This window comes from Enteractinococcus coprophilus, assembly GCF_006716305.1.
Lineage (GTDB): Bacteria > Actinomycetota > Actinomycetes > Actinomycetales > Micrococcaceae > Yaniella > Yaniella coprophila.
The window spans coordinates 36,112-53,822 of the sequence record NZ_VFOU01000004.1 but is presented as its reverse complement, the minus strand read 5'-3'; the positions used below and the strand labels follow the sequence as shown (position 1 = coordinate 53,822).

Here is a 17,711-nt window from a genome sequence, read left to right as displayed (position 1 = left end):
AGAATGTGTTGAACCACACACCAGAACCCGTAGGAGTCACGTTGTCTACCCCTTCACCACGCGATGCAGTAATTGTCGGCGGTTCCCGAACCCCGTTTGGGCGCTTACTTGGATCTCTGAGTAGCTTCTCGGCCATTGATCTTGGTGCTCATGCCATCACTGGTGCGATTCAGGACGCCGGCATTTCAGCTGATGATGTGGACACCGTGATTATGGGACAAGTTGTCCAAGCCGGTTCTGGTCAAAACCCAGGGCGGCAGGCAGCGTTACAGGCCGGGCTCGGACGCGATGTGCACGGTATGACCATCAATAAGGTGTGTCTCTCTGGGGCTACCGCCGTCATCGATGCGGCACGTATGATCGCTTTAGGCGACGCTAACGTTGTCATAGCCGGGGGTCAGGAGTCTATGACCAACGCCCCTCATCTGATTCCCGGATCGCGCAGTGGGCACAAATATGGTTCCGTCACGATGCTGGATGCTACGGATCATGATGCGCTTACCGACCAGGACAGTCAAGTCTCGATGGGGATTCTGACGGAGCAAGGCAACGTGACGCACGATCTTGACCGTCAGAGCCAGGATCGGGTTGCTGCGATGTCGCATCAACGTGCGGTAGACGGTGCTGCAGTCCGCGCAGAAGAAATTACACCGATTGAGATTCCACAGCGACGCGGTGAACCGGTCATCTTTGACACCGATGAAGGCGTTCGCGAAGGTACTACCGAAGAAACCCTTGCCAAGCTTCCCGCGGCCTTTGCCCAGGATGGCAGTGTCACAGCAGGAAACTCATCACAACTATCCGACGGGGCGGCCGCGCTCGTTGTAGTGGCACGAGAGTATGCCCAAAAGCACGGACTCAACATCCTGGCTACCGTTGCCGGCTACGGCCAGGTGGCGGGCCCCCGTGACGCGCTGCTGCACTCGCAGCCCTCTAACGCCCTACTTGCTGCGGCCAAACGTAGCGGCTGGGAGATCTCTGACGTCGATTTCATCGAAATTAACGAAGCCTTCGGTGCCGTCATCGTCCAATCGCTGAAAGATCTCGATAACTACCCCATAGAACAATCAAATCTCTACGGTGGAGCTATTGCGCTTGGCCACCCGGTAGGAGCGTCGGGCGCCCGATTAACGTTAACTGCTGCAAAAGAGCTAGATCGACGTGGCGGAGGTCGGGCTGCTATAGCCCTGTGTGGTGGCGGTGGCCAGGGCGAAGCCATTTTGCTTGAACGCTAAAACATAAATTTCAACACACCCCCGGCACCAGCCCCAAGATCCCACGGATGTTATCCAACCGTGATTAGTCTTGGAGTGCTGGTGCTTTCTGCTTCCCCGACAAGACCAAGCACCGGTGGATCGTGTGGCGATTCGGTCAAGGAAAATGATGATCCGATTCGAAGATGTAACGAAGGTCTATGATACGACCTCTCGTCCTGCATTAGACGGTGTAACAACCGAAATCGTTCGCGGCGAGTTCGTATTCCTCGTTGGTCCCTCCGGATCCGGTAAATCGACATTTATTCGACTCGTCCAACGCGAAGAAAAAGCGTCCTCTGGGACCGTCTATGTCTCGGGTCGCGATGTCGCTCGGTTATCGTCTTGGCGAGTGCCCCATCTGCGGCGAGACTTGGGCGTTGTCTTTCAAGATTTCCGTTTGCTACCGAATAAGACCGTGTTTTCGAACGTTGCTTTCGCGATGCAAGTTTTGGGGAAACGTCGCAGTCTGATTAATCAGACCGTGCCTGAGGTTTTGGAAACGGTGGGGCTGCGCGATAAAGCGCACCGGTTCCCGCATGAGCTGTCAGGTGGTGAGCAACAGCGCGTGGCAATTGCTCGCGCCGTCGTCAATAAACCTGCGATATTGCTGGCCGATGAACCGACCGGTAACCTCGATCCCGAAACCTCGTGGGGAATTATGGAAGTGCTCGATACGATCCATCAGAACGGGACAACCGTGGTGATGGCAACCCACGACAACGAAATCGTCAACACCATGCGGCGACGAGTCGTTGAACTTGAGGCCGGCAAGATCGTCCGCGATGAAGCCGAAGGTGGCTATCAGCCCGCTGACAATACCGCACAGCTGCAATCACGACTTCGGAAGACCGAGGTGAAATAGTGCGGTTCGCGTTTATCCTGTCGGAAACCTTCTCCGGCATCCGCCGAAATCTGTCCATGGTCATTTCTGTGGTACTGGTGACGTTTATTTCCCTGACGTTTGTCGGCTCAGCTGGGTTGCTGCAGATGCAGATTAATCAAATGAAGGGCTACTGGTACGACCGAGTCGAAGTCGCCATCTTCTTATGTAACGACACCTCAACCGCCGCTAGCTGTGCCGGTGGGGGGATCACGGATGCTCAGCGCGACGCCATCGAAGCTCAACTCGATTCGCCACAAGCTGCCGCGTATGTGGAAAGTTACGAATACGAATCCCAAGAACAAGCCCTTGAGCTGTTCCAACAGCAGTATGCCAACCTAGACATGGCCGAAAGCGTGACAGCTGAGCAACTGCCAGAATCGTTCCGAGTTTCCCTGGTTGATCCAGAACAATACGAAGTCGTCAACGAAATGTTCTCCGGCATGGCCGGGGTTGAAGTCGTCTCTGACCAGCGAGAGCTTTTGGAGTCGTTATTCTCTTTGATGAACATCGCTTCGGTGATCGCTATTGCTTTGGCCATCATCATGTTGATCACGGCCATTTTGCTCATCGCGACCACTATTCGTCTTTCGGCATTCTCCCGACGCCGCGAAACCGGGATTATGCGCTTAGTGGGCGCTTCAAAGACGATGATCCAGTTGCCATTTTTGGCTGAAGGTGTCGTTGCCGCCTTGTTGGGTGCGGCTCTGGCCTCGGTGGCAACCTGGGCCATTGCGAAGTTCTTTATCGCCGACTGGCTGGCAAGTCAGTACCCGCAAACTGGTTTCATTTCTTCTGCCGAAGCATTATGGCTGGTTCCACTGCTATTTTTGATCGCCCTAATACTAGCTGCAGCGTCGTCGATGTTGACGCTTCGACGCTATCTAAAAGTTTAGTGATTGAGTATTGTTATTGATCGAGCCATCTTCAAGCTATACAACACGATATTTGGCGCGTGTCTAAAGGAGACATGAATATGATTCAACGACGTTTCACAAGTGCTCTTGCAGCCGCCGGCATCGTGGCGGTTCTTGGTGTCACGTCAGTGGTGCCTGCTCACGGGCAGGAGCGCATTGACCGACTTGAGCGTCAGTTGGAAGACTCGAAGAAAGAGCGCAATCGGCTAGGCGGCTCGCTTGAAGAGCTCAACGACCAAAAAGACGGTCTCGACTCCGACCGCGGTGACTTGAATGCATCGCTTGAAGGCCTCGACGAAGACATTGCGAACAAAGTCACCGAGCTACAACAGCTTCAGGAGCAGTTGCCGGCGGCTCAGCAAGCTGTTGAGGACGCCGAAGCACGAGTAGCTGCCGCGCAGCAAGAGGTGAACTCGCTCAATAATCGTGTTGCCGACGCCGAGGCTCGACTGGCTGATATCCAGCAGGAAATTGCCGAATCCGAAGCTGCTCTTGATCTCGCACAAGACGAAGTGGGCCAGATCGCGGCTGAAGCGTATAAGTCTGGTGGTGTCAACGACCTCTCATTCCTGCTCGGTGTCAGCGATTCCTCCCTACCCGAAGCGATGGGTATGGCACAGCAGGCACTGCGCATTCAAGAAAACCAGATTGCTGAAGTTTCGCAGCAAAACGCCGAAGACATGAACGCTCAGGCTCGCCTTGAAGCTGTAGAAGCAGAGATTCGCGAGCTCAAAGCTCAAGCCGAAGAAGCATTGGCGGCAGAACAGGCCGCACGGGATGAAGCCAACGCTGCCAAAGAAGAACTCGATGGCATGATTCAGACCAACGAACGTCTGACTGCAGAGCTTGAAGCGGAACGGCCGCGCATCGAAGCTGCGATCGAAGACAACCGTGCTGCTGCCGACAACGTCAACGAGCAGATCCTGGCTCAGCAGGAAAAGGTCAACGCCCAGTCATCCGAGATTTCGCAACTTCAGCAAGAATACGATGAAGCCGTTGCAGAAGCTGAAGCGAAACGAAAGGCAGCTGAAGAGGCTGAACGCAAGGCTCGTGAAGCAGAACGCAAAGCAGCTGAGCGAAACGCGACACAGCAGCAAAAACAGTCCGCGAATAAGGCCCGCAGCGCGGCCACCAGTGCAAATAAGAGTTACAAAGCCGCCGAGAAAAAAGTCACCCAGAAAGCAAACCGTGGCAGTGCATGGGGTCTGATTGTGCCCATCAACACCTATGTCACATCAGGCTTCGGATGGCGCCCAACGCCTGCTGGAACATATGACTATGGCGGTCGCGGCGGCTATGTCCATACCGGTATTGACTACGGTGGCGGTTGCGGTATTCCCATCAAGGCTGCACGCTCTGGAACAGTAATTAATGCTGACTGGGCAGTGTCGACTTCTGGTCGCCGTGTGGTCATTGACCACGGACGCGTTAACGGGGACTTGCTCGCCACTAAGTATCACCACATGACCCGTTACATCGTCAGCCCGGGTCAGAAGGTCTCCCAGGGACAAGTCATCGGTTATACCGGAACTACCGGTAACTCGACTGGTTGCCACCTACACTTTGAGACGCTACGCAATGGCACCCCGGTCAACCCGGCGGGTCTGCTCTAACATTTCATCTTTCACGGGCGCCTCCGTTCAGTTCATTGCAACTGAACGGAGGCGCCGTTTTGACAGCACCTGTATAATTGCAGGTTGGACGAAAACGAACAGCGGAAGGAGTGAGAATGTCCAAAAAGTCTGGTCGCAGCAAGCCTGCGCGCTCAGATCGACAAGTGATCGCTTCTAACCGCAAAGCGCGCCATAACTACAACATTAAAGACACTTACGAAGCCGGAATCGCTCTGATGGGCACGGAAGTTAAATCATTGCGTGACGGCCAAGCATCCATTGTCGATGGCTTCGCGATGTTTTCCGGTAACGAGCTGTGGCTCGAAAACGTGTATATTCCCGAATACGGCTATGGTACCTGGACCAATCACCAAGCCCGTCGGAAGCGGAAGCTTCTGCTACATCGCAGCGAGTTGAATAAGCTCAAACGCGAGCTCGATACCGCCGGAACCACCATCGTGCCGTTGTCGCTTTACTTTCGTGACGGCAAAGCCAAGGTTGAGATCGCTCTTGCTGAAGGTAAACGTGACTACGATAAACGCCACGCACTGCGTGAGGCCCAGGATAAACGCGAGGCACAGCGTGCTATGCGGGAAGCCAATCGCCGTGGCACATCCCTGCTGTAATATCGCAGGATGCCTGGAATAAATATCGTGCACTTTGGGTTGTACATATTGAGCCCTTTACGTTAGAGTAAAAGGTCCTGGCCTGACCAGGTGCTGTTATATAACAGAATACGGGGATGATCGGTTTCGACGATGTGAGTTGCCGTAAGGGAAGCGTGCCGAGGACGCAAAGTTATCTCGTAAACACCCTTTGCAACCAATTAAGTGCCGATTCTAAACGCACTGACTTCGCTCTCGCTGCCTAACTAGCGAACGAGTCCGTCAGCCCAGGCTTTGCTATCGACCTGGTGCCTGGCGTCGCTTAGATAGCCACTGTCTGTCGCCCCTGTCGGGGGAAGCGACAGAGACCTGAATCCGACTAGACCTAACAGTTGCTCGTCTGCGAGCGGCTGAGGTCGATAAAACTCCATGCAGACTGCGCACGGAGAAGCCTAACGAATGCCACATCGGACCCGGGTTCAATTCCCGGCATCTCCACTATCAACCCGCCATCGCACGGATGGCGGGTTTTTTCTTACCCTAAACGCGGCCAGTGATGACAATTCAGGCCCGTGGAAGACCAGAGTGTCACGGAGTAGTCACGGAGATCAGGCTGATCACGGCGATGAACCCCAGGTAACAGACCAAGATCGATAGGCCTACATGCTGCAGCCAGGTCATGATGGCCTTGCCCGGTCTCTCTACGGACTGTTGCGCGGTGGTGAGTGCGACAGTGGAGTATGTGGTCAAGGAGCCAGCGAAGCCGCCGAGCAGGATCAGTGCAACACGTTCATCGATAACCTGCTCCCAGCCGAGCCCGGTTACAACGCCGGCTATAGCTGAACCGATGACGTTGACCAGCAAGATCCCGCGACGGGGTAAGTAGAGGTCCGCTAGGTAGCGCAGCACCGCACCTGCGGCAGAGGCGAGCACAAAATACACCAGCATCGTCATCGAGCTGCCCTGCGGAGGCCCACTCGGTAGCTCGCCAAGGTCAACAGCGTTGTCAATCCGAGGAACCCCACCAACATCAGGATGGCAAGCAACCACAACCATGGCGAGGGTACCGACGAGGCGATACCAAAGCTGGTTTGGCCCGCTGCAGCGAGACTTACCGCCAGCGCCAGTGCCGACATCGTGGAGAAAGACCCCAATACCCCGACAGTGATACCTTTGTGCAGTGGCTCGGGCCACTTGCGATGAGTCGCGTAGCCGGCGATCAGGCCCAGCAGCACAGACCCGAGCATATTCACGACTAGCGTGGGCAGCGGGTCGCCTGGATCACCGGGAAACGTCAGGCTCGGCCACGGAAGGTACACTCGGGCCAGCGCACCGACAACACCACCGAGTGCTACCGCGGCGACGGTGCGGGGATTAGGTTTAGGCGCGGGATTGGCCACGAAGTGCGGGATTGAGACGTTCTAGTACGTCGTCGTGCAGATGAGTATTAGTTGCCAGGCCGTGGCCACCGTAGGGACCTGGTTCGCCATCCAAGGAGGTAAAGGTGCCCCCGGCTTCGGTGACGATTGGGACGATCGCGGCCATGTCATAGACTTCCAACTCAGGTTCGCAGGCGATATCCACGGCTCCTTCGGCCACGAGCATGTACGACCAAAAATCGCCAAATGCTCGCACGCGCCAAACGTCGGAGGTCAGCTGTAGAAACTCGCTGACGTTGCCACGATCGCGCCAGCCTTCCAACGAGGAAAACGACAGGGACGCATCTGAAATTTCTGTGACATCCGAGGCGTGGATACGAGTGGCGTTCGAAAGTGATTTGCCGGTATACGCGCCACCGTCGGCATAAGCCCACCAGCGGCGATTCAGGGCAGGCGCGGAAACCACCCCGACGACCGGTTCGTTGTTTTCCACCAGGGCAATCAGTGTCGCCCACACCGGAACGCCGCGCACAAAGTTTTTGGTGCCGTCAATCGGGTCAATGATCCAGCGGCGTTTACCGGAGCCGGTGTGACCGAATTCCTCGCCGGTGACGGCGTCGCGAGGTCGGGCGCGTTTGAGTTGTTCGCGGATGAGTTCTTCGGCGGCGCGATCGGCGTCGGATACCGGCGTCATATCTGGTTTGGTGTCGACCTTCAGGTCCACGGATTGAAACCGCGACATCGTGAGCGCGTCAACGGAATCAGCGATGACCAGTGCAAGATTGAGGTCTTCGCGGTAACCCTGGCGGGAGGGGGTGAGCTGCATGGTGGAGTGTCTTTCCTTGTTGGGATTAGTCAAAGTCTTCGGATTCGAGGCGATTGGCCAGCAGTCTACGCAATGAGGCCAAGCGTTGGGCACCGGACTCACCGGCGTGACCGGCAGCCACCCAGGCGTCCAGGGCACAACCGGGGGAGTCTTCGGTGTGGGTGCATCCGCGCGGGCAGTTCACAATGGCATCACCAAGGTCCTCGAAGGCTGCAACGACGGTATCGGGGTCGACCAGACCCATGCCAAACGACCGAATGCCCGGGGTGTCGATGATCATTGAGGTGCCGGCCTGGTTGAGCGGTATGGCCAAGGCCGATGACGATGTATGCCTGCCCCGTCCGGTGACGACGTTGACGTGGCCGACCGCTCGCTCCGCGCCGGTCAGCGCGTTGAGCAGGGTGGACTTGCCGACCCCGGAGGGTCCAATGAGCGCGGAGATGTGTCCGGACAACCGGTCCTGGAGAGCATCAAGATCGGCCGGATGCAGGATGGGGGCAAGGCTGGGGTCGCCGTCGTCGGTATTGACCGGCCCGATGGTATAAATTTCCAGCTTGAGGTGGGCGTAATGCTCCCGGAGTGTATCGGGTTCCGCGAGGTCGGTTTTGGTGATGCATAAGATCGGGGTGATCCCGGCGTCGTAGGCTGCGACCATGGCGCGGTCGATAAAGCCGGTGCGCGGCTCTGGATTGGCTGCTGCGACGACGATCACCAGGGTGTCGGCATTGGCGACGACAATGCGTTCGTAGGCATCGGTGTCGTCGGCAGAGCGCCGCAGCACAGTCTCGCGGGGTTGGAGGCGCACGATGCGGGCTAAGGTGCCATCGTCACCGGAGGTATCACCAACGACGTCGACGAGGTCGCCGGTGACGATGGCGGTTTTGCGCATTTCCCGGGCGCGCATCGCGGTGATATAGCGAGCTTTGGCGCCACGAGAGGATTTGGTCTTGCGTTGAGCCGGCAGGAAGATGGTGTAGCGTCCGCGATCAACCGTGGTGACTCGGCCGGTGATGGCGTCTTCGTGGGCCGGACGGTCCTTGGTGCGGGGCCGACTGCCGCGTTTTGACGGACGCTTCGGAACCGATGACTCGTCATAGCGCGAGTAATCGATGCGGTTGCGACTCATGCGCGAATGTCCCGTTGGCCGGCGGCGAGTTTCGTCCACGCGCTCGGGAAGTCCGGCATCGTCTTGGCAGTGGTGGCAATGTCATGGACGACGGTATGTTCTACGGCCAGCCCGATGATTGCCCCGAAGGTGGCCATGCGGTGATCCGCGTAGGATTCCAGTGTCGCACCGGTCAGATCATAACCCCCGGCGAAGGCCAAGTAGTCGAGTCCTTCTTCAATGGTTGCGCCGAGTTTCGTGGCCTCGGCGTTGAGCGCTGTGAGCCGGTCAGTTTCATGCCCGCGAAGGTGGCCAATTTTGGTCAAGCGGGTGGGTCCGTCGGCTAGCAGTGCAAGGGCCGCCGTCGTGGGGGTCAATTCGGCAAGATCGGCGATTTCACCCCCGCCGGTGATGATGGGGCGCCCGGTTGCATCCCGTGTGCCGGTGACGGTCAGGTCGCCATAGTTGGTTCCGGCCACCGGCTCAAAGGTCACGGTCGCGCCGAAGGCGGGCAAAATGTCACGCCAACGGTCACCAATTTGGGTGGTTTCTTGTGGCCAGTACGGTACGGTCACACTGCCGCCGGTGACGACGGCCGCAGCAAGGTATGGACCGGCATTGGAGAGGTCCGGCTCTACGGCGGTGTCGGTGGCGGTGATGGGGCCGGGATGCACCATCCAGCGATTTGGTTCGGGATGTTCAATGCGCACGCCAGCAGCCTCAAGCACATTGACGGTCATCGCGATGTGTTCTGGACTGGGGGTATGTTCGCCCGTGTGACGTAGATCCAGGCCGCGCCCGAAGGTTGCGCCAACCAAGAGCAGGGCGGAGACAAATTGCGAGGAACCCCCCGAATCGATACCCACCGCACCGCCAGGGACGGGGCCTTTGCCGTGCACGGTGAGTGGGAGAGTTGTGATGGGGTCTTGACCGTTGGCGCTGATGTGGGCGCCGGCTTGAATCAGACCATCGATGACGGGTCCCATCGGGCGGGCATAGGATTGTTCATCACCGTCGACGAGCACAGTGGCCTGTGTTCCAGCGGCCACCCCGGGGATAAAACGCATCACGGTTCCTGCTAGTCCCGAATCCACCGTGATCTCCCCGGTGGTTTCGGCCAGCCGGATGGGCGTGACATCTAAAACGGTCGGGTCATCGTTGACTCGCTGGAAGGCGGCCCCCAAGGCTGTGAGCGCTTGGATCATCAGGTCGGTGTCGCGCGAGACGAGTACACCGGTCAGGCGACTGGGGGACTCGGATAGGGCGGCGAGGACAAGGTGTCGGTTCGTTAATGACTTGGAACCCGGCAACGCGACGGTCGCGTGGATTGGGGTATTGGTGAACGGTGCGGACCATGTTTCACCGGGGGCGGGCGTCCTTGTGACCAACACTGACCTCTTTCGTAATCGACAAAACGGGGTGACCAGACTTCTTCCAAGATACCTTGTTCTCGCTGACAGCGTGGCAGTTCGGGAGATGTTGAGGGAATATTTAGGTCCCGGCGATCGCTGTAGGTGCTAGATGATTAACGTGGCGATGCACACTCGGGAGGACGTGATACAGCAGTGCTAACGCTTTATGCGCCGACAGAAACCTCTCATGAGCAGGTTTTCAGATTAGACTTAGCTGGGATGACTCCTTTGCCTTCTGAAATTCCCGCAGCCGATGACGGCTCTCGTATTGATCCGAAAGCTGAGACGGATGAGCAGCGCAGGGACCGTTTTGAACGGGACGCGATGCAGTACGTGGATCAGCTGTATTCTGGTGCCTTGAGGATGACCCGTAATCCTGAAGACGCCGAGGATCTGGTGCAAGAAGCATATGCTCGTGCGTATTCTTCGTTTCACCAGTACAAACCCGGTACGAATTTGCGTGCCTGGCTGTTTCGGATCTTGACGAACACGTACATCAACATTTATCGCAAGCGTCAACGTCGTCCACAGGAAGCCGACGGCGATGGTCTGGAAGACTGGCAGATGGCCAGGGCCGCTGAACATACATCGTCCGGCTTGCGCTCGGCTGAGACCGAAGCGCTGGATGTCCTGCCCGATAGCGACGTGAAGAATGCGCTGGCTGAGATCTCCGAGGACTTCCGGATTCCCGTGTATCTGGCGGATGTTGAGGGCTTTGCTTATAAAGAGATCGCTGACATTTTGGATGTGCCTATTGGTACGGTGATGTCTCGGTTGCACCGGGGACGTCGTAGCTTGCGTGAACTGCTCACAGATTATGCCGCTGAGCGCGGCATTAAGGGCGCGATTGAATTACAGAAAGAACAACAAGCAAAAGCATCGGAGGAGGCCCAAAAATGACACATGAAACACAAGACGTTCGGACCGAGTCCGATCGCGCCGAAAACGGTGGGTGCACCGAAGCCCGGATTGAAAGCATTTATCAGTATCTAGATGGCGCTTTGGATTCTGCTGATCTCGCAGAAGTTCGCGCCCATATTGATGGCTGTCCGGAGTGCCAGTCGGAGCATGATCTCGAATTGATTATTCGCGACGTCGTGAAGCGGTCCTGCGATGAAAAGGCCCCACGTAGTCTGAAAGATAAGATTTTGCATCGTATCAGTGAGCTGAAAACCACCGGTTAGTTTTGGGCCTGTGCGAGGTCAATAAAAAAGTCTGAACCAGTTGGTTCAGACTTTTTTCTGTACAAGAACGCTTAGGCGTTTGGACGCTTGCCAGAGTTGGCACGGTTCTTGCGACGATCCTTGCGTTTGCGACCACGTTTGCTCATCGTGTGGCTCCTTTCTAAAATGGTTCCACGCTAGTGTACCACTGACAATTAGCCGTGAATGCTCGGGTCTGCAATACCGAGCCATTCAAACCAGCCGCGGTTCAAAACCAACCACGCGATGAGCCCGTAGGCCGATTGGCCCGGCAGACCGTCATTGATCATGACGTCTTCATTGAAATTCTGGTGGTTCACCAAATCAGTCAACGCGTCAATATAGGTGACCCCTCGCCGTTCTGCGACATCTTGATACGCAGCATTGAGCTGTGCCAAGTGAGCATTGGTTTCTTGATCTTGGGCCGGGGTAGGACCGACAACAAACGTTGACAGGTTGTGCTGTGCTGCACGGTCTAAAATATTGGCCAAGTGTAGTCGGGCTCGGGCCGAGGAGCCCATGGTAACTATTGGATCATGCGGGACCGCGATAATCATCCGATTTTCGGTCTCCTGTTGTGCTAGCCGAGGCAACACTTCTGGTTCCCAACGCTCGGAGAGTTGCTCGGTCGTCTCGTCGGGAAAAACTAACGGATAAGATTCGATGACCAGGTCTGGCGCATGGGTCTTAGCCAATACCCGGCCTAACCAGCCCAGGCCGCGCGCATCACCCACACCGGTCAGTGTTCGAGATCCAACGGAGAACAACCGGATGTTTCGCGTGTGCACGTGCATTGCCTCTTTCCTTAGCCTGTTCGTTGTATCCACTGTAGTCGTCTAGAACCTCAATGGGTGGTTAAATGCCTGTTGCGGCCCAAAAACTTGGACCGCAACAGGTTGGACTACTGCTGGTGTAGTCGACTATGAGCCGAAGACATCCTGGAGCAGGGTGTCGTGTTCTTCATCGTGGCGTGGCTTATTACCTACCGATGGAGAAGCTGCTGCTGGACGGCTGATGAGCGTGACGTCGCGGTCTAATTCAGGCAGGAGGTTCTGCAACATGAATGGCCATGGGCCTTGGTTTGCTGGTTCGTCTTGAACCCAGCTGACCTTAGCGTTGTCATATTTGTTGAGCTCGGCCTGAATCTCTTCGGTCGGCAGCGGGTAGAGCTGTTCGACACGCACGATTGCGACGTCGGACTCCATGTCAAGCGCCTTGCGACGTTGCACAAGGTCATAGTACAGGCGTCCGGAAACCAGCAGGACCTGTTTCGCCGATTTCGATGCAGTCTCATCTGGGATGACTGGCATGAAACGACCCTTGGTGAAGTCTTCGACCTGCGAAGCAGCAGCGCGCAAACGGAGCAACTGTTTCGGACTGAATACGATCATTGGTCGACGAGGAGTCCTGTAAGCGTGTTCGCGCAGCAGGTGGAAGTGGTTCGCACCGTTGGAGGGTTGGACCACGCGCATGTTGTTCTCGGCCGAGAGCTGCAGGAACCGCTCAATACGTGCCGATGAGTGGTCAGGCCCTTGGCCTTCGTAACCGTGCGGTAGCAGCAACACGATCGAAGAGTGCTGGTTCCACTTTTGCTGGGACGACGAGATGAACTCATCAATGACGATCTGGGCACCATTGACGAAGTCACCGAACTGGGCTTCCCACAGCACAAGTGCCTCTGGGCGCTCAACCGAGTAACCATATTCGAAGCCTAGGGCTGCGTATTCACTGAGTAAGGAGTTGTACACCCAGAATTTGCCCTGGTTATGGGACAGCGAAGACAGGGGTGTCCATTCGTCGTTGGTCTCGCGATCGTAGAAGACTGCGTGACGCTGCACGAAGGTACCGCGGCGGGAATCCTGACCGGCCAGTCGAACTGGGACACCTTCCATCATCAATGACCCAAAGGCTGCCAACTCAGCAAAGCCCCAGTCGATGTTGCCATCGATGGCCATCTTATTGCGGCGTTCTAGCAAAGTGACCAATTTCGGGTGGACGTTGAAGCCCTCGGGGATTTCCGTGTGGACTTCGCCGATGCGGCGCAAGACGTCTTCAGAAATCGCTGTGGTTTCCGGCGTGTAGGTCTTGGAAGTGTCCTCGATGCCGTGGGCCGACCCGAGAACAGGGATTGGTGAAGTCTCGGCTTCACCAATTTCTGCAAAGGCAGACTCCAGGCGATTCTTGTAGTCGGCTGCTGCCTGATCGGCTTCTTCCTGGGTGATATCACCACGACCAACCAGCGCATCAACATAGAGACGACGGGTAGAGGTCTTGTTGGCGATCAGGTTGTACATACCTGGCTGGGTCATCGATGGGTCGTCACCTTCGTTGTGACCACGACGACGGTAGGTGATCAGATCTAACACGACGTCACGGTGGAAGCGCTGACGGTATTCGAATGCCATCTGCGCTGCGTGAACTACGGCTTCTGGGTCATCTCCATTGACGTGGAAGACCGGAGCCTGAATGGCACGTGCGACGTCGGTGGCGTAAGTCGAAGAACGTGACTGCGATGGTGGGGTAGTGAACCCAACCTGGTTGTTGATCACGACGTGGACGGTTCCACCGGTGCGGTAGCCGCGTAGCTGGGACATTTGCATGGTCTCAAAGACCACGCCTTGGCCTGCAAAGGCGGCGTCACCGTGAATCTGGATGGGCAGCACCGAGAACGACTTCGGCGATTTCGCGCCGTGGTCATACCGGTCCTGTTTAGCACGCACGATGCCTTCGAGCACCGGGTTGACGGCTTCCAGGTGCGATGGGTTTGCAGCAACTGACACGGTGGTGGTGTTGCCGTTATAGGACTTGAACGTCCCCTCGGTACCCAGGTGGTATTTTACGTCGCCGGAGCCCTGGGCAACTGTCGAATCGACATCGCCAACGAATTCCCGGAAGACCTGGGTGAAGGTCTTCCCCGCGATGTTCGTCAACACGTTGAGGCGACCACGGTGCGCCATACCAATGGCGACTTCATCCAGACCATCGTCTGCGGCACCTGACAGGACCGCATCCAGCAGTGGAATCAGTGATTCCGAACCTTCAAGCGAGAAACGCTTCTGCCCGACGAACTTGGTCTGCAGGAAGGTTTCGAATGCTTCGGCAGCGTTCAACCGTCCCAGGATGCGCAGTTGTTCTTCACGGGTGGGTTTGACGAATGGGTGTTCCAGTTTGTCCTGGAACCAGGCGCGTTGTTCGGGGTCATCAATGTGCATGTACTCATAACCCGAATTTCGGGTATAAGCATCACGCAGCACCCCGAGCAGATCACGCAGCAGCATGTGCGATTTGCCGCCGATGCCACCGGTGGGCCAGACGCGGTCTAAGTCCCACAGGGTTAACCCGTGGGAGTCGAGATCCAGGTCTGGGTGGGTGCGCATGCGGTATTCCAGCGGATCGGTGTCAGCGATCAGGTGGCCACGGACACGGTACGAGTGGATCAGCTGCTGAATGCGGGCGGCTTTGCCAACCTCGTCTTCAGGGTCGACCTGTACATCCGGTGCCCAGCGGACAGGCACGTGTGGAATACGCAGATTGACGAAGATGTCGTCATAGAAGTTTTCTTCGCCCAGCAACAGGTTGTGCACGGTGCGTAAGAATTCGCCGGAGCCAGCACCCTGGATGACACGGTGGTCGTACGTCGAGGTGACGGTCATGGTTTTCGAGACGGCAAGGTCAGACAGCACCTTTTGTGAGGTACCTTCAAATTCCGCCGGATACGTGAGCGCGCCGACACCAATGATGGCCGCTTGACCTTCGGACAGGCGAGGGACCGAGTGCACGGTCCCAATACCACCGGGGTTGGTTAGCGACACGGTGGTGCCGGAGTGGTCTTCCATGGTCAGTTTATTGTTTAGTGCACGCTTGACGAGAGCGTCGTAGGCTTCCCAGAACTCACGGAAGCTCATATCTTCAACGGCTTTGATGGATGGCTGGACGAGGGCGCGTTCACCTTTGTCACTTGGCAAGTCAATGGCCAAACCGAAGTTGATGTGCGCCGGGTTGACCTTGAATTTCTTGCCGTCTTGTTCGCGGTAGATCGCGTTCATTTCGGGGTGCTTGACCAGCGCTCGAATGACTGCGTACCCGATGAGGTGGGTAAAGGAGACGCGACCACCGCGGGTACGTTGCAGGTGGTTATTGATGATCGTTCGGTTGTCTACCAGGGCCTTGACTGGCATATCGCGCACGGTGGTGGCGGTTGGCATGGACAGTGACGCATCCATGTTGTTGGCGATAGCCTGTGGCATACCGCGAAGACGAATCCATTCGTCCTCTTTGACTTTCTCACCATCTTCTTTTGCGCGCTCTTCGCGCGCTGCAATGGATGGCTCAGAGGTGATGGCTTGGGGGGCTGCTTCGGCGCGCCGAACTTTTGGTTGTGGTGGTTTGGTCCCATTCGCCGCGGCTGCTTTAGTCGCAGTTTTCGTTGCCGTCTTTGGGGCATCGGCTGCAGGTTTAGCAGCTTGTTTTTGTGCTGCTTGAGCAGGTGCTGCGGTCTGTGAATGTGCTGTGCTCTGGAGGGAGTCAGAGCGACTGGCAGTTTCTAAACGGGCGAAAATCTCAGCCCATTTCTCATCCACAGAAGACTTATCCGCCTTGTACTTTTCGTAGATATCCGCAACAAGCCATTCATTGCCGGGAAATTCCTCGGAGAGCTGGGCGGACGTAAGTTCTGGCACGGTGAAGGCCTCTTCCGTAATTTCTTGTTTTTTGTGCGTACACGTGGCGAGATCTCTAACCGCCGGGCCGACGAAACTCGCCGTCGGGGCCGTTCATGGTGTCCCGGTACTTGGCTTGAGTGAAGCTGGACTCACTCAGGCCAGCCATCAACGGCAGCTGGATCTATCATAGTGACTTTCATGTCTAAATTGCCACAGAATACGTCGGATTGCTCACAGATCGGCTGCACGCAAAATGTCCCGCAGAAATCGTGATGTGCAGCACTATTGCAGTGTAGTGCAGAATCGCAACCGCTGCCACTGGAGCAAAAAACTGTCATGATGGTTTTATGCGTTTTCTTAACCCTGTTTCTACGGACCTTACCTATTCTGATGTTTTTCTAGTGCCATCCTGTTCTGAGGTCGGCTCGAGAATGAATGTTGATATCTCCGCCACCGATGGCACTGGAACCACGATTCCGGTTGTGGCATCAAATATGAGTGGCGTGACAGGTCGACGCATGGTAGAGACCATCGCTCGACGCGGCGGGCTGGGGATCTTCCCGCAAGACACCCCATTGCATCTCATCCAAGAATCCATCGACTGGATCAAATCTCGCGACACCCTTTTTGAAACACCGTTATACGTGGGGCTTGACGACCGCGTCTTGGATGTCCGCCACCTTGCTGAAAAACGCAACCATCCGGCAGTCTGCGTGGTCGATGCGAACCAGGCATTGTTGGGCATCGTGCACAACGCGGATACCGAAAGCATTGATCAATTCGCCTCGGTGCAATCATTGCTGCGCGAACCGCTGTACACGGTCTCCGCTTCTGACCTGAAGGGTCTGCCTGCCGAGGCGCGTGCCAAAGCACTGCGCGATCTCTATATGAAAATGCACGACGCTCAGGTCAACTACGCACCCGTGGTCGACGGCACGCGGCTGGTCGGGGTGCTCACGCTCAACGGGGTGCTGCGCTCAACGATCTTCATCCCGGCCGTCGATGCTCACGATCGCCTGCTCGTCGGTGCAGCAGTGGGGGTCAATGCAGACGTCGCCGAGCACGCCGAAGCACTGGTTGCCAGGGGGATTGACGTCATCGTGCTCGACACCGCCCACGGACACCAAGAAAAGATGCTGTCTGCCTTGCGCAGCTTGCGTGATCTGCCGGTTCCGGTGGTGGCAGGTAATGTCGTGTCGGCTGAAGGGACACACGATTTGATCGAGGCCGGTGCCGATATCGTAAAGGTCGGTGTAGGTCCCGGCGCCATGTGTACTACCCGCATGATGACTGCCGTGGGAAGACCACAGTTCTCGGCCGTCTACGATTGTGCACAAGCGGCCGCATCTCACGGGAAGCACATTTGGGCAGACGGCGGTATTAAGTACCCGCGCGATGTGGCATTAGCCCTGGCGGCAGGCGCGTCTCAGGTCATGATTGGTTCCTGGTTTGCAGGCACTATGGAGTCTCCCGGAGATATGTTCGTGGATCGGGAGGGCCGCAAATACAAAGAGAACTTCGGTATGGCCTCGGCCCGAGCAGTGTCAGCCCGAACCCGCCAAGATGATGCGTTTGAGCGCGCTCGCAAGGCCTTCTTTGAAGAAGGTGTTTCCGGTTCCAAGATGTATGTCGACCCCGCACGCCCGTCGGTGGAGGACCTGCTGGATGATATTACTGCCGGAGTGCGGTCGTCCATGACCTATGCAGGGGCGCGAAACCTTGCGCAATTCCATGAACGCGCCGTCGTGGGGATCCAATCCGCCGCAGGATATGAGGAAGGACGGCCGGTTGCCAAGTCCTGGTAATCACCAGGCCTTATAATAGGTGCATCATGGACGATGACAGACGTGCCCGA

16 protein-coding genes and 1 other RNA gene are annotated in these 17,711 nt (G+C 56.7%); 9 read left to right on the top strand and 8 right to left on the bottom strand.

What is annotated here, in order from left to right; genetic code table 11:
- Positions 1-41 precede the first annotated feature (41 nt).
- The 6 genes from FB556_RS11495 (at position 42) to ssrA (ending at position 5,772) form a co-directional block, all read left to right on the top strand.
- The gene (locus FB556_RS11495) at positions 42-1,235 is read left to right on the top strand and encodes an acetyl-CoA C-acetyltransferase (RefSeq protein ID WP_141867866.1); all 1,194 of its coding nucleotides are present in this window, start codon (positions 42-44) and stop codon (positions 1,233-1,235) included.
- Positions 1,236-1,383: 148 nt separating this feature from the next.
- Positions 1,384-2,118, top strand: a complete 735-nt coding sequence (gene ftsE / locus FB556_RS11490) for a cell division ATP-binding protein FtsE (RefSeq protein ID WP_141868362.1) — start codon at positions 1,384-1,386, stop codon at positions 2,116-2,118.
- Positions 2,118-3,032 carry a permease-like cell division protein FtsX gene (ftsX, locus tag FB556_RS11485; RefSeq protein WP_141867864.1) on the top strand — a complete coding sequence of 305 codons (915 nt, stop codon included), beginning with the start codon at positions 2,118-2,120 and terminating at the stop codon, positions 3,030-3,032. The genes ftsE and ftsX overlap by 1 nt, the downstream gene beginning before the upstream one ends.
- Before the next feature lie 74 nt (positions 3,033-3,106).
- Positions 3,107-4,666, top strand: a complete 1,560-nt coding sequence (locus FB556_RS11480; RefSeq protein WP_141867862.1) for a peptidoglycan DD-metalloendopeptidase family protein — start codon at positions 3,107-3,109, stop codon at positions 4,664-4,666.
- A 116-nt stretch (positions 4,667-4,782) separates the two neighbouring features.
- Positions 4,783-5,292, top strand: a complete 510-nt coding sequence (gene smpB, locus FB556_RS11475) for an SsrA-binding protein SmpB (protein WP_141867860.1) — start codon at positions 4,783-4,785, stop codon at positions 5,290-5,292.
- Positions 5,293-5,404: 112 nt separating this feature from the next.
- Positions 5,405-5,772: a transfer-messenger RNA gene (gene ssrA / locus FB556_RS11470) on the top strand.
- A gap of 87 nt (positions 5,773-5,859) precedes the next feature.
- On the opposite strand, the gene FB556_RS11465 is transcribed toward ssrA, so the two are convergent.
- From FB556_RS11465 to aroA, 5 genes are read right to left on the bottom strand one after another with little or no spacing between them, the layout of a single operon-like run.
- Positions 5,860-6,225 carry a fluoride efflux transporter FluC gene (locus FB556_RS11465; RefSeq protein WP_170200458.1) on the bottom strand — a complete coding sequence of 122 codons (366 nt, stop codon included), beginning with the start codon at positions 6,223-6,225 and terminating at the stop codon, positions 5,860-5,862.
- Positions 6,222-6,671 carry a FluC/FEX family fluoride channel gene (locus FB556_RS11460; protein WP_170200457.1) on the bottom strand — a complete coding sequence of 150 codons (450 nt, stop codon included), beginning with the start codon at positions 6,669-6,671 and terminating at the stop codon, positions 6,222-6,224. Before FB556_RS11460 ends, FB556_RS11465 begins: the two co-directional genes overlap by 4 nt.
- Positions 6,652-7,476 carry a histidinol-phosphatase gene (gene hisN / locus FB556_RS11455; protein WP_141867854.1) on the bottom strand — a complete coding sequence of 275 codons (825 nt, stop codon included), beginning with the start codon at positions 7,474-7,476 and terminating at the stop codon, positions 6,652-6,654. Before hisN ends, FB556_RS11460 begins: the two co-directional genes overlap by 20 nt.
- Before the next feature lie 25 nt (positions 7,477-7,501).
- Complete coding sequence (rsgA, locus tag FB556_RS11450; RefSeq protein ID WP_141867852.1) at positions 7,502-8,602, bottom strand: ribosome small subunit-dependent GTPase A; 1,101 nt, start codon at positions 8,600-8,602, stop codon at positions 7,502-7,504.
- Entirely contained in the window at positions 8,599-9,972 is a 1,374-nt protein-coding gene (gene aroA, locus FB556_RS11445; protein ID WP_141867850.1) for a 3-phosphoshikimate 1-carboxyvinyltransferase, read from the bottom strand. Before aroA ends, rsgA begins: the two co-directional genes overlap by 4 nt.
- Before the next feature lie 240 nt (positions 9,973-10,212).
- On the opposite strand from aroA, the gene FB556_RS11440 reads away from it, so the two are divergent.
- Entirely contained in the window at positions 10,213-10,893 is a 681-nt protein-coding gene (locus FB556_RS11440; protein WP_141867848.1) for a sigma-70 family RNA polymerase sigma factor, read from the top strand.
- Positions 10,890-11,177 carry a mycothiol system anti-sigma-R factor gene (gene rsrA, locus FB556_RS11435; protein WP_141867846.1) on the top strand — a complete coding sequence of 96 codons (288 nt, stop codon included), beginning with the start codon at positions 10,890-10,892 and terminating at the stop codon, positions 11,175-11,177. The genes FB556_RS11440 and rsrA overlap by 4 nt, the downstream gene beginning before the upstream one ends.
- Positions 11,178-11,248: 71 nt before the next feature.
- Here rsrA and FB556_RS13895 read toward each other — a convergent pair whose 3' ends face one another.
- The 3 genes from FB556_RS13895 to FB556_RS11425 form a co-directional block, all read right to left on the bottom strand.
- Positions 11,249-11,323: a 50S ribosomal protein bL37 gene (locus tag FB556_RS13895; protein ID WP_379985263.1), complete on the bottom strand. Its 75-nt coding sequence runs from the start codon at positions 11,321-11,323 to the stop codon at positions 11,249-11,251.
- Positions 11,324-11,371: 48 nt separating this feature from the next.
- Positions 11,372-11,989, bottom strand: coding sequence for a GDSL-type esterase/lipase family protein (locus FB556_RS11430; RefSeq protein WP_246057442.1), 618 nt, complete (start codon positions 11,987-11,989; stop codon positions 11,372-11,374).
- Positions 11,990-12,115: 126 nt separating this feature from the next.
- Positions 12,116-15,874: a multifunctional oxoglutarate decarboxylase/oxoglutarate dehydrogenase thiamine pyrophosphate-binding subunit/dihydrolipoyllysine-residue succinyltransferase subunit gene (locus FB556_RS11425; protein ID WP_141867845.1), complete on the bottom strand. Its 3,759-nt coding sequence runs from the start codon at positions 15,872-15,874 to the stop codon at positions 12,116-12,118.
- A 329-nt stretch (positions 15,875-16,203) separates the two neighbouring features.
- Here FB556_RS11425 and guaB1 point away from each other — a divergent pair, with 329 nt between their 5' ends.
- Positions 16,204-17,661, top strand: a complete 1,458-nt coding sequence (guaB1, locus tag FB556_RS11420) for a GMP reductase (RefSeq protein ID WP_141867843.1) — start codon at positions 16,204-16,206, stop codon at positions 17,659-17,661.
- Positions 17,662-17,711: the final 50 nt, after the last annotated feature.

Coding starts and splice junctions, on each gene's coding strand:
- hisN (WP_141867854.1), bottom strand. CDS start 7,476: ATGCAGCTCACCCCCTCCCGCCAGGGTTACCGCGAAGACCTCAATCTT.
- smpB (WP_141867860.1), top strand. CDS start 4,783: ATGTCCAAAAAGTCTGGTCGCAGCAAGCCTGCGCGCTCAGATCGACAA.
- rsgA (WP_141867852.1), bottom strand. CDS start 8,602: ATGAGTCGCAACCGCATCGATTACTCGCGCTATGACGAGTCATCGGTT.
- FB556_RS11440 (WP_141867848.1), top strand. CDS start 10,213: ATGACTCCTTTGCCTTCTGAAATTCCCGCAGCCGATGACGGCTCTCGT.
- FB556_RS11465 (WP_170200458.1), bottom strand. CDS start 6,225: ATGACGATGCTGGTGTATTTTGTGCTCGCCTCTGCCGCAGGTGCGGTG.
- rsrA (WP_141867846.1), top strand. CDS start 10,890: ATGACACATGAAACACAAGACGTTCGGACCGAGTCCGATCGCGCCGAA.
- ftsE (WP_141868362.1), top strand. CDS start 1,384: ATGATCCGATTCGAAGATGTAACGAAGGTCTATGATACGACCTCTCGT.
- guaB1 (WP_141867843.1), top strand. CDS start 16,204: ATGCGTTTTCTTAACCCTGTTTCTACGGACCTTACCTATTCTGATGTT.
- FB556_RS11430 (WP_246057442.1), bottom strand. CDS start 11,989: ATGCACGTGCACACGCGAAACATCCGGTTGTTCTCCGTTGGATCTCGA.
- FB556_RS11480 (WP_141867862.1), top strand. CDS start 3,107: ATGAATATGATTCAACGACGTTTCACAAGTGCTCTTGCAGCCGCCGGC.